The 11,692-nt window shown below is 44.6% G+C and carries 12 protein-coding genes and 1 pseudogene; 8 read left to right on the top strand and 5 right to left on the bottom strand.

Going from position 1 to position 11,692, the window contains the following annotated elements:
• Positions 1-434: NUDIX hydrolase (locus tag ABUA34_RS12590; RefSeq protein WP_349823419.1), on the top strand; the 434-nt coding region annotated here is incomplete at its 5' end.
• A 133-nt stretch (positions 435-567) separates the two neighbouring features.
• Positions 568-2,985, top strand: coding sequence for a leucine--tRNA ligase (leuS, locus tag ABUA34_RS12585; protein ID WP_349823418.1), 2,418 nt, complete (start codon positions 568-570; stop codon positions 2,983-2,985).
• Positions 2,986-3,065: 80 nt separating this feature from the next.
• Here leuS and ABUA34_RS12580 read toward each other — a convergent pair whose 3' ends face one another.
• The 4 genes from ABUA34_RS12580 to ABUA34_RS12565 form a co-directional block, all read right to left on the bottom strand.
• Positions 3,066-3,407: a helix-turn-helix domain-containing protein gene (locus tag ABUA34_RS12580; RefSeq protein ID WP_349823417.1), complete on the bottom strand. Its 342-nt coding sequence runs from the start codon at positions 3,405-3,407 to the stop codon at positions 3,066-3,068.
• Between the two features lie 164 nt (positions 3,408-3,571).
• Positions 3,572-3,826, bottom strand: coding sequence for a hypothetical protein (locus tag ABUA34_RS12575; RefSeq protein ID WP_015533925.1), 255 nt, complete (start codon positions 3,824-3,826; stop codon positions 3,572-3,574).
• 2 nt (positions 3,827-3,828) lie between these two features.
• Positions 3,829-4,311: a hypothetical protein gene (locus tag ABUA34_RS12570; RefSeq protein WP_055223298.1), complete on the bottom strand. Its 483-nt coding sequence runs from the start codon at positions 4,309-4,311 to the stop codon at positions 3,829-3,831.
• 168 nt (positions 4,312-4,479) lie between these two features.
• Complete coding sequence (locus ABUA34_RS12565) at positions 4,480-4,767, bottom strand: hypothetical protein (RefSeq protein ID WP_071849510.1); 288 nt, start codon at positions 4,765-4,767, stop codon at positions 4,480-4,482.
• A 258-nt stretch (positions 4,768-5,025) separates the two neighbouring features.
• Here ABUA34_RS12565 and ABUA34_RS12560 point away from each other — a divergent pair, with 258 nt between their 5' ends.
• From ABUA34_RS12560 to ABUA34_RS12550, 3 genes are read left to right on the top strand one after another with little or no spacing between them, the layout of a single operon-like run.
• Positions 5,026-5,994 (top strand): TFIIB-type zinc ribbon-containing protein, encoded by a 969-nt coding sequence (locus ABUA34_RS12560; RefSeq protein WP_207641799.1) that lies wholly within the window; start codon positions 5,026-5,028, stop codon positions 5,992-5,994.
• Positions 5,995-6,870, top strand: a complete 876-nt coding sequence (locus ABUA34_RS12555; RefSeq protein WP_015533922.1) for a TPM domain-containing protein — start codon at positions 5,995-5,997, stop codon at positions 6,868-6,870.
• A 30-nt stretch (positions 6,871-6,900) separates the two neighbouring features.
• The gene (locus tag ABUA34_RS12550; protein ID WP_022215905.1) at positions 6,901-7,815 is read left to right on the top strand and encodes a hypothetical protein; all 915 of its coding nucleotides are present in this window, start codon (positions 6,901-6,903) and stop codon (positions 7,813-7,815) included.
• A gap of 71 nt (positions 7,816-7,886) precedes the next feature.
• Here the strand turns inward: ABUA34_RS12550 and ABUA34_RS12545 are convergent, their stop codons facing one another.
• Entirely contained in the window at positions 7,887-8,567 is a 681-nt protein-coding gene (locus ABUA34_RS12545) for a YtxH domain-containing protein (RefSeq protein WP_022215906.1), read from the bottom strand.
• Positions 8,568-8,739: 172 nt separating this feature from the next.
• Here ABUA34_RS12545 and ABUA34_RS12540 point away from each other — a divergent pair, with 172 nt between their 5' ends.
• The 3 genes and pseudogenes from ABUA34_RS12540 to ABUA34_RS12530 form a co-directional block, all read left to right on the top strand.
• Complete coding sequence (locus ABUA34_RS12540) at positions 8,740-9,009, top strand: hypothetical protein (protein WP_015533920.1); 270 nt, start codon at positions 8,740-8,742, stop codon at positions 9,007-9,009.
• A gap of 30 nt (positions 9,010-9,039) precedes the next feature.
• Positions 9,040-10,818 (top strand): MutS-related protein, encoded by a 1,779-nt coding sequence (locus ABUA34_RS12535; RefSeq protein ID WP_055146945.1) that lies wholly within the window; start codon positions 9,040-9,042, stop codon positions 10,816-10,818.
• Between the two features lie 229 nt (positions 10,819-11,047).
• Positions 11,048-11,692, top strand: a pseudogene (locus ABUA34_RS12530) (hypothetical protein); the annotation flags it as partial.

Raw genomic sequence — 11,692 nt, 5'->3', positions numbered from 1 at the left:
GGAATATGCAGCCGGGGGATTATCACCTCACAGTGCTCGGTGTGCTCCAGAACAGAGAGGGAAAGTATCTAATAACCAAGCGTGTCATGACAAAGGCGTGGGCAGCAGGCTGGTGGGAGGTATCCGGCGGCGGAGTGCAGGCAGGAGAGTCATCCATAGAGGCTGTCAGACGAGAGGTAATAGAAGAGACAGGCATAGACGTAAGTGATTTCGATGGAGGCTTGCAGTTTACATATAGGAGAGATAACCCGGATGAGAAGGACAACTACTTTGTGGATGTCTATAAGTTTACTGGAGATTTTTCGGAAATAGATATCAGGCCTCAGGAGGCGGAGACCGATGGTTTTAAACTGGCAACGCTGGATGAGATAAAAGAATATGCAGAGCAGGGAATCTTTCTTCATTATGACAGTATCAAGAAAGTGTTTGAATAAGCCGGGTTGCTTATACCAAAAAACAGTTTGAAAAACACAGCATATATGCTAATATAGTTAAGATTAGAGAGGAATCGGGCGAAAAAGCGTTATAAAGCCTGAAAAGATAAATTTCAAGGAGGCATTTTCAAAAATGGCTGAGACATACAACCACAAAGTCGTTGAAGGAAAGTGGCAGAAGGTCTGGGATGACAACAAGGCATTTGCTGCTACAGATGATTATTCAAAACCAAAGTATTATGCGTTAGTTGAATTCCCATACCCATCAGGACAGGGACTTCACGTAGGTCACCCAAGACCATACACAGCGCTGGATATAGTGGCAAGAAAGAGAAGAATGCAGGGCTACAACGTTCTGTATCCAATGGGCTGGGATGCATTTGGTCTCCCTACAGAGAACTATGCGATCAAGAACAAGATCCATCCAAAGGAAGTAACCAAGACCAATGTTGCAAGATTCAAGAAACAGCTCCACTCACTTGGATATTCATTTGACTGGGACAGAGAGATCAACACGACAGATCCTGAGTACTACAAGTGGACACAGTGGATATTCCTTAAGCTTTTCAAGGCAGGTCTCGCATACAAGAAGGAGATGCCTATCAACTGGTGTACATCATGTAAGGTTGGCCTTGCAAATGAGGAAGTTGTCAACGGCGTATGTGAGCGTTGTGGCAGTGAGGTTGTCCGCAAGGTTAAGTCTGAGTGGATGCTCAAGATTACAGATTACGCAGACAAGCTCATTGAAGGACTTGACGGCGTGGATTACATCGAGCGTGTAAAGGTTTCACAGAAGAACTGGATCGGACGATCAACAGGAGCTGAGGTAGATTTCTCAGTAAAGGGCAAAGAGGACAAGCTCCGCATATATACAACAAGATGCGATACATTATTCGGAGTAACATACATGGTTGTTTCACCAGAGCATCCAATCCTTGACAAGTACAAGGACGAGATCAGCAACTGGTCAGACATCGAGGCATACCGTGAGCAGGCAGCGAAGAAGAGCGACTTTGAGCGTTCAGAGCTTGCAAAGGATAAGACTGGTGTATGCATAGACGGACTCACAGCCATCAACCCTGTAAATGGCAAGGAGATTCCTATATACGTATCAGACTATGTACTCATGAGCTACGGAACGGGTGCTATCATGGCGGTTCCTGCACATGATGACAGAGACTGGGAATTTGCAAAGAAGTTCGGACTTCCACTCATCCAGGTTGTTGCAAAGGATGGCGAGGAAGTAGATATAAATGAGGCTGCATTTACAGACGTGGCAACAGGAGTGCTCATCAACTCAGATTTCCTCAACGGCCTTGAGGTAAAGGATGCAAAGGAGAAGATGATCAAGTTCCTTGAGGAGAAGGGTATCGGTCAGGCAAAGACCAACTACAAGCTCCGTGACTGGGTATTCTCACGTCAGAGATACTGGGGCGAGCCAATTCCTATCGTTCACTGCGATAAGTGTGGTTATGTTCCAATCGACGAGAGCCAGCTTCCACTTCTCCTTCCGGAGGTTGACAGTTACATGCCGACAGACAATGGTGAGTCACCACTTGCAGCTATGACAGACTGGGTAAACACCACATGTCCATGCTGTGGCGGCCCTGCAAAGAGAGAGACGGATACTATGCCACAGTGGGCTGGATCATCATGGTATTTCCTCAGATATACAGATCCTCACAACACAGAGGCTCTTGCAAGCAAGGAGGCACTCAAGTACTGGCTTCCTGTTGACTGGTACAACGGAGGAATGGAGCATACAACACTCCACCTTCTGTATTCAAGATTCTGGCACAAGTTCCTGTACGATCAGGGCGTAGTTCCTACACCAGAGCCATACCAGAAGAGAACATCACATGGTATGATCCTCGGTGAGAACGGCGAGAAGATGAGTAAGTCAAGAGGCAACGTTGTAAATCCTGACGACATCGTAGATGTATATGGTGCAGATACACTTCGTACTTACGAGATGTTCATCGGAGCATTTGACCTTGCAGCTTCATGGTCAGAGGATGGTGTCAAGGGATGTAGAAGATTCCTCGACAGAGTATGGAAGCTTCAGGACAGTGTGACAGACGAGAAGGGCTACTCCAAGGATATGGAGACCAAGATGCACCAGGTTATCAAGAAGGTTTCAAATGACTTCGAGAACCTGAAGTACAACACAGCTATCGCAGCCATGATGGCACTTCTCAACGACTTCTACAAGAAGGGAAGCGTTACAGCAGATGAGTTCAAGACACTGCTCATCCTGTTAAACCCTGTTGCACCTCATATCACAGAGGAGCTGTGGTCAGTAAAGAACTATGGCGGATATGTATATCAGCAGACATGGCCAGAGTTCGATGAGGCAAAGACAGTAGAGTCAACAGTAGAGATCGCTGTACAGATCAACGGTAAGACTAAGGCAACACTTGCGATCGGCAAGGAGGATCCAAAGGATGAGGTTATCGCAAAGGCTAAGGAAGTGATCGCCGACAAGCTCACAGGTAACGTTATCAAGGAGATCTATGTTCCTGGACGTATTGTGAATATTGTTATGAAATAAAAAAACTATAAACATGAGAAAGCCACATGGAGAAAAATCCATGTGGCTTTCTTGATGTTTAATATATATCGGATTATCATTTATTTCAGATAAGGCAGCAGATTCTTGAGTGCGCTGTATGCACTGTCACGTTTGTACAGCGGTATCGATTCCACCAGTCTGTCAAGATCGTCATGAGTGATATAATCCTTGTTCTCAGGGGTGGTGGCCGGTTCCTTTCCGAACACCAGAAAATCCAGTGGCGCATCAAGAACAGTTGCGATATTGGCAAGAGTATATATACTCATACTTTTATATCCGTGCTCAATCTCGTACACATAATGAGGAGACACTTTTATTTTCTCGGCAAGCTGTTCCTGAGTAAGATTATGAGCCTTTCTCACATTTCTTATCCGCAATCCCAAGTCAAAGATATCTATCACAATAACCTCCATCTTGCTGAAACAATATCTATCAGCTACATTTTATGCAAATAGTATCTGCCAATAACGGTATCGTCAGCCAGAAACCATCAGGTACAAAAATGTGAAACTATAGCTGATAGCCACAAAAATGACATTGTGTTACATTCAGTGAAATGCATTTTTTACAGCATGGACTTTATCATATTTATCTTTTGTTTTTCCTGTGGAGACATGCCTTCGCTCAGAACATCCAGAACGATCTCGGACTCGGATCTGCTGAAGGAGAGATCCCTTTTTTGCAGTTCTTTGTTGATCTCCATTAGCTGGGGGAGCATCTGCTCCGGAGTCATGGTGGACTGGGAGTTGGATAATCTGAGAAGAATTTCCCTTTTTAGCGGATGCATGTTTTTTAGTCTTGGGTCATTTTGAAGATTCATGTTTAATATCCCTCCATATCATATTTTTCAAACAGGTCTTTGACGGAGCTGTATATATCCTGGGATGACTGGGATTCAGTGTTGTCGTAGTTTTCTTCGCCCTCGGTTTCAGAGGCAGTTCTGCTTTGATAGTGCCGGTACAGAGAATCCGTGGATTGCTGTGTGTTCATGGCTTCCATGGTCTTCATCATATCTATGGCTTTTTTCATGCTGGCAAACTGGTCCCTGATATCGGGAAATCCACACCCGGCAAGGGATGACAGTATATCATCCTGATTGTTTATATCTTTGTGGAGTCCACAGGAGTTTACATAATTTGTATCGCGCAGAGCATTCAATATGGTCTGAAGTTCCATGATCTTTATGTACATTGCCAGAGGAGCTTTCATACGGTCATCCACAAATGGGAGAATGGCCTCCATCATGAACAGGCGGTCATCTTTTATTAAGTTGTCCAGTGGATGATGGAAGTTGCCATTAAACATATGAAGCTCCGTTTCATGCAGTGATCACTTGGTAAGACAGCTATACTATATTCTATTGATTTTTAGTAAAAAAAATACCAGCAGAATTGCTTCTGCTGGCCACTTTCTGTGGATACCGGACAGCCTTTCTGCCCGATATCCCGTTTATGGATAATGGTGAATCCGCTGTTAGCAGCAGCCGCAATCATTGCCGCCGCAGCCACTGCAGCCACATCCGTTGTTATTGCCACAGCCACCGCAGCAGAATAAGAGAAGGATGATCCAGATGCAGCTATTGTCATTGCCACAACCGCTGTTTAAACCGAAACCATCGCCGCCGCAGCCACCGCAGCAGAGGAGAAGGATGATGATCAGAGTGCAACTGTTGCATCCACATGAACCTCCGCAAGAAAGTCCATTTCTGCCGCCACAGCCACAACCGCCACAGGCACACTGTGTTGCTGATAAATCACTCATGGTAAGCCTCCATTATTTTGTTCATGGTTTAACATATTCGCATGAACATGATGTGTTACACATTTGTTCAAAAAATATTTTGTTTCATTTAAGATATCTAAAATGTGTTATAAAGCCGCCTTAAGGCATCCAATTCGATGTTCTAAAAACAGATTTACTATGCTATAATAAGCGCAGGTACGCTGAGAATCAGCGTAGGAAGTTTGGAAGGAAAACGATAAAAAAGGACAGGGGGAAGATAACTTGCTATATCGTTGTGTGAATTGTGGGGGTAACGTAGTGTACGACCCTGCGAAGAAAAAGATGGTCTGCCTTAGTTGCGGGGGAAGCGACTGTCAGGAACTGGTTCCATCACAGGAGCCTGTAATATGTATAAACTGTGGTTCACAGATACCTTACACGGAGTATCAGTCTGCGGGAAGATGCCCTTCATGTGGAACATATCTGCTCAGGGATGACAAAGTAAATTATCCGTATGGGGCTGATGTGATACTTCCTTTTAAGATATCAAAGCATGAGGCTGAGGAGAAGCTGAGGAATGAATTTGGTAAAAAGCTATTTATACCGGGAACATTCCTTTCACAGAAGACGCTTGAGGCGCTTAAGGGAGTGTATGTCCCATTCTGGATGTACGATTATGATTCGGATGTGGCTTATGAGGCCATAGGAACAAAGGTCAGATCATGGACGTCTGGAGACAAGAGATATACAGAGACTTCATATTTTGATGTCGGAAGAAGCCTGCATGTGAATTATGAGGGCATACCGGTTGATGCATCCATAGCCATGGAGGATGGAATCATGGATCTCATGGAGCCGTACAACTACAAAGAGCTCATGCAGCATGACAACAAGTACCTCTCGGGATTCGATGCGGAGACTTACAATATGCCGCCGAATGAGGTGGAGCCGAGGGCTCAGGCAAAGGCGGAGAAGGCAAACAGAGATTGGGTGAGAAGCACCACAACCGGATATTCATCACTTACAAATGAGAGATTCAGAAACAACAACAGACTCACGGGAACAAAGTTCGGACTCATGCCGGTGTGGGTATATGAGTACCGTTTCCAGGGCAAAAACTATAAGTTCTATGTCAACGGACAGACTGGAAAATGTGTTGGAACAGAGCCGAAGAGCATGAGTAAGGCAGTTGGACTTACCGCACTTTTGTTTGGCGCAGCATTTGTATTGCTTGATGGCTTGTCTATGTTATTGGGGGTGTTGTAAATGAATGCAGTAAAGAAATTTATCGTGGCAATGCTCGTGGTACTTGGACTTGGAATAGTGTTCTTTATAGGATACTTTGTGAAATCAAATGCCAATCTCAAGCATGACGCCAGAAATAATACAGAATGTAAGACAAATGAGAGAGTGTTTGACTATGCAGATAAGCTGTCTGATTCGGAGGAGGAGACTCTCCGCGGGGAGATAGCAGAATTGGAAGATAAAGTGGGTATGGACTTTGTTGTCGTTACCATGGATCAGTACACAGATTTGTCAGAATATGATGCCGATGCAGTTTCATATGACATAGAGTCTAACACAAAGGATATAGCAGAGAAGATCTGTGATTATTACAGATTCGGCTGGGAAGAGTGGCCTGCAGGAACATATCTTGACGGCAGGGATGCCAGCACAAGCGTAGTTATAGTTGCCAACTGGCAGGAGAACGACGGATATGTTTATCTGTGCACAGCCGGCAAGGCGAAGAAGAGAATAAGTGATTCCAAGGCGACATCCATAACGGAATACGGTGGAAAGATACTCAGATCGGATACTCTTGGAGCATTTGAGAGAATGATGTCAAGAACAGAGACGGCTATGAAGAGCAGCACAGGAGGATTAAAGTTCCTGTCACCATTTATATGCTTCCTTGTATCTCTGGGAGCAGCCATCGCATTCTGCATCGTGAATCTGTCGAAGAAAGCAGGAAAAGATACCACAACAGCTTCTACATACAGCGATGGAAATGCCAAGGAGCTTGACAGAAGAGATATATTTATACGTAAGGAAGTAACCAGCGTGACTATCCAGAGCAGCTCAGGAGATTCTGGTGGATCAGGCGGTGGCGGTGGTCATGGCGGTGGCGGAAGCCATTTCTAAAAATCTGACCGTACGCGGGAAAGACATATTATGAAGAACAGGAAGTTTGAAAGTTATATTCTAAAAAACAGAATACCCGGGATCATTCTATCACTGATCATGGTGGGATGCATGATCATCATGGCGTGGCATTTCAGTCTGCCGGACAGGATAAGGAGCAGGACATACAGAAGTATAGCTGATGTGGAATCCAGGGCGAATCCGAACGACAGGGATGTGACGATAACCGTGGATCGGGCGGATTATATAGGATACGATTATTATGTGGATTCTGAGAGGCAGGGCAGGTACTACTACTGTCAGCAGGATGGCAGATATGCCATCCTGCTCATCAGGAGTAACGAAGATGTACTGCTGAATTATACGCTGAGAGGCAGAGTAGTCTCTGCGGATGATGTGTATACATCGATAGTTGATGGCCTTGCACAGGATATGGGGATACCATCCCAGCAGCTTGAGAGCAAGGTATATCCACTCATAATAAGTGAGGTGGATTTTCCGAGGATCTATTATAATATGATGCTGCTGGTTCTTGTGCTGACGGCTCTGTGGGCGTTATATAATATAGTCAGATGTATATACAGTGTGTGCTGTCCATGGAAGGTGTCAGGAATGCAGGTCGTATCGGGCGGAAAGGCAGACAGGAATACTGTCAGGGATATAGATGAACAGCTCAGATACAATCTCTACTATGATCAGGATGGTATAGCCATAACAGACAAATATCTGGTATATCACGGAACCTGGCATACGGATGTGGTGGAACTCAGCACCATAGAGACGTTCAAGAAGCTCAGAACATCGGCGAATATAGGGCCGGCAGACAAAAAGATATACAAACTACTCATGGTGGATGTGGACGGTGTGACATATGAGCAGGACTTCAAGACGGAGGCTGCCATAGATGAAGCATTGTCATATCTGAGAGATTCAGGGAAAAAATAAAACAGTATATGCGGTTCGATATCAAACGGATCGCATATACTGTTTTTGTTTTGCCTATTGTACTGTGCAGACTATACGTCAAGCTTGTCCTGATCGGAGAGCACTGATGGATCCTCAGATACATCTGAAAGTCCCATGTACTCATCGCCGATTACCTCTGATGTCTCAGCAGCAGCGGCATTTGCAACGGCACCAGTTGCCTCGGCGAGAACATCCTCAGCCTCAGCTACGGTCTCGGTTACGGCCTTTGCGGTTGTCTCATCCGGAATATCCGCTGTGGCTTCCGGGGTTACAACATCCTCGGTTGCGGCTTCTTCGGATGTGGTTTCTTCTGCTCCGGTGGTGTCTTCGTGAAGTGTGAAATATTCACGGTCGCCATCTTCGGTGGAAGCAGCTTTTTCCTTAACCTTGTCCTTGAGCTTGTCATATGTGTCGGATACTGTATTCTTTGCTTTCTGGACTGTCTCGGAATCTTTTACTTTATTGTAGGTATCCTTGATCGTATCCTTTGCCTTTTGGACTGTCTCAGAGTCCTTTACCTTGTGGTATGTTTCAGAGTCCTTGATCTTTTTGACTGTCTCGGAGTCCTTTACTTTGTGGTAAGTATCTGTAGCTGTGGCTTTTGCCTTCTTTACAGTATCATTGTTCTCAACTGTCTGGTAAGCTTTCGTTGTCTTGATCTTGTCTTTGAATAAGTAGCAGACACTTCCTGCAGCGGCAAGAGTGAGCGCCATTTTTGCCAATTTGTTCATGATAAAAATCTCCTTCCCATAGAATATAACCTGTCCATTTATTTTAATATGTATTCGTGTCAAATGCAATAAGTGTGGTGGATTGATTCATAGGAATTAATATTTGCGAATGATATACCGTGTATGATATATTCATCTATAATGGAATGGATATGTGGAGGTAAAATGGAACATGAATAATAGTGGACAGGATTACAACAAAGAAGAACAGGCGATAAAGGCACTTCAGAAAAACTATTTTCTATGTGCGGCACTCACACTGGCAGTGGGAGTTGGAATGCTCGCATTTACATCATATAAGGTGATCGGAATAATATGCATCGTGCTGTGTGTGGTATTTGGGGTAATGGGTATCGTGCTCGTTGTCAAGCCGGACATGATAGATGTATCAGAGGATGGTGTGATGTCATATAAGAAGAAGGACAAGCCGGACAAAAAGTAAATATATTGTTTTTTATGAAAGGACGATAACATGAACGAATACAAGGACGAAAGGGACATTTTGGAGAAGGACATCAAGGCGCTTGAGGGGAAGTCTGCAACGTATTCAGGGGTTAGATTTGTGATGTTCCTTGCAGCTCTGGCAGGGCTGATAATAGGCATATATGACAACAGAGTGACAGTGCTGATCCTGGGAATAATAGCCGCTGTGGCATTTGTCGCAATGGTGTTTATCCACGGAAAGCTTAGTGAGGAGCTGGAATATAAGAAAGCCAAGTCGGAGGTGCTCAGGAGGTATATAGAGAGATTCGGCGACGGCTGGAAGAAGTTTGAGGACAACGGTGCACAGTATCTCGGCGATGACGATCTGGTTGCAAGGGATATGGACCTTCTTGGACAGAGCTCTCTGTATCAGTTTATCTGTGTTGCGGGAACCGAGGAGGGAAAAAGGGCTCTCGCCGAGAGTATACGCGATCCGAAGTACGATATAGCAGACATAGAGAAGCGCCAGGAGGCGATAAAAGAGCTCACTTCAAAGAGAGAGTTCTCGATGGATTTTGAGACCCTCGGTGTGAAGACCGGAATGGGCAAAAAGAAGAAATATACCGCGGATGAATTTGTGGCATACTGCAATGGCGATGACCATATACCTGCGGTGTTCAACATATTGAGATTTTTACTGCCGGCGATAACACTGGTGGCATTTATACTTGGAATAATGGGTGAGATAAACATAGGCTGGACGCTTGTCTCATTCTTTGTTGTGCTTTTGTTCTCCTGGCTTTTTGGCGGAGTTGCGGGTCAGGCTGTCATGCCGATGATCTCATTTGGCTATGTGATAGAGGACTATATAAGAATGTTCGAGCTGATCTCCAGGGAGAATTTCGACAGTGAACTTTTAAATGATATCAAGTCGCATCTGTCAAATGACTCTGGTGCCCTGGCGGCTATAAGAAAACTGAGGACGATAAGTGCGGCGTTCAATATCAGATACAATCCTATAGTTCATCAGATACTGTGTGGACTTATAATGTGGGACTTCCACATAGGCAGGATGATGGACAAATGGAAACAGAAGAATGGACAGAGCGTTGAGGGCTGGATAAAGGCTGTCTCTGATATGGAGGAACTCATGTCATTTGCTGTCCTTTCAAGAACGAGGGAAGTGAGCTATCCACAGGTCGGCGCAAATGCCAGAGTTCATGTCACCGCCAGGGATATGAGACATCCTCTGATAAGCCCTGATACAGTCGTGGCAAATGATGCGGACTTCAAGGGCGGTGCCACGATAATAACCGGAAGTAATATGTCCGGAAAGACGACTTTCCTCAGAACACTGGGTATAAATCTGGTGCTTGCATATGCGGGCGCTCCAGTGTGTGCGGGCTATATGGAGGCTGACAGGATGAAGATATTCACATCCATGAGGGTGACCGATGATGTCAGCAATGGAATATCAACGTTCTATGCAGAGATACTCAGGATAAAGACGATGGTTGAGTACAGAAAAGAGAACAGACCTATGCTCTGTCTTATAGATGAGATATTCAAGGGAACAAATTCTGCTGACAGAATAGTGGGAGCAACACAGGTCATCAGAAAGCTTGCGGGAGCGGGTTCAATGACACTGGTATCGACACACGATTTTGAGCTGTGTGATCTCAAGGCGGAGGACGGAACACCTGCTGCGAACTATCATTTCGAGGAATATTACGAGGGAGACCAGTTGAAATTCGACTATAAGAAGAAGGATGGCAGGTGTACCACGACAAATGCCATGGCGATACTTCACATGGCAGGACTTGACTGATGCTGAAAAATGGCATTATCTGGCATAACAGTAAAAATGCACAAAAAATGCGATTTTTTTAGTGCTATAATTTTTGGGTAATTATGCACAATGACAGTTATCAGTAATAACCAAAAACTTTGTTGAATGATTTTACCAAATATGTTATATTTGGAGTAGTGATTTGAGGGGAATAATACAAGAATATTCGTAAGCCAGACATACGAAAACAAAAGGAGGTAGACATATTATGTTACCAGCAAATATAGGACAGGCAGGGGATAACGCATTATCAATAGCGGCATCCAGTAATAAAGGAACACTTATTCGTTATCTGAATGATCAGGTTGAGGACGGATTCTATACATTGGTTATAGACAGCCTGAAGGATTCTAATTTTGATCTGTCGACCATGACAGTGGATGACGAGGTTCGTGCTCAGTGTACAAAGCTGTATGAGCTTGCAGAGTTTGTAGACTTCAATATAAAGGCGACCGGACACTATGCGATCGAAGAGTGGATAGAGCCTTTATTCAGATTTGTATATGGTGATATTGACCCTACCGATATAGATGCGCCTGTATCAGCTACAGGTGTTTATCGTTACAGTGTATGGCTGCTGTATCTCTTACAGCTTGAGAAGATCCCGGAGTGCATGAGACTGATCGGGGATAAGATCGCTCCACTTCTCATCAACATTTCATACCAGATACTTGAGGATGATGACAGACCAAAGAACTTTGACAAGGCTCTGCTCGGATACCTGGATTTGATCAATGTGGTTATGGAGATGGATATCTCAGCCAAAGACATAGGATCTGATTCATATATCAACAACCTCGAGGTACTTTATGATTACGTCATCGAGGATGCACATGCACCTAACGATTACAAG

It is taken from the genome of Coprococcus sp. RTP21428st1_C9_RTP21428_210409 (assembly GCF_040227395.1).
Taxonomy (GTDB): domain Bacteria; phylum Bacillota; class Clostridia; order Lachnospirales; family Lachnospiraceae; genus Coprococcus; species Coprococcus aceti.
The sequence above is the reverse complement of the archived record's forward strand: the minus strand, read 5'-3'. Positions and strand labels throughout refer to the sequence as shown.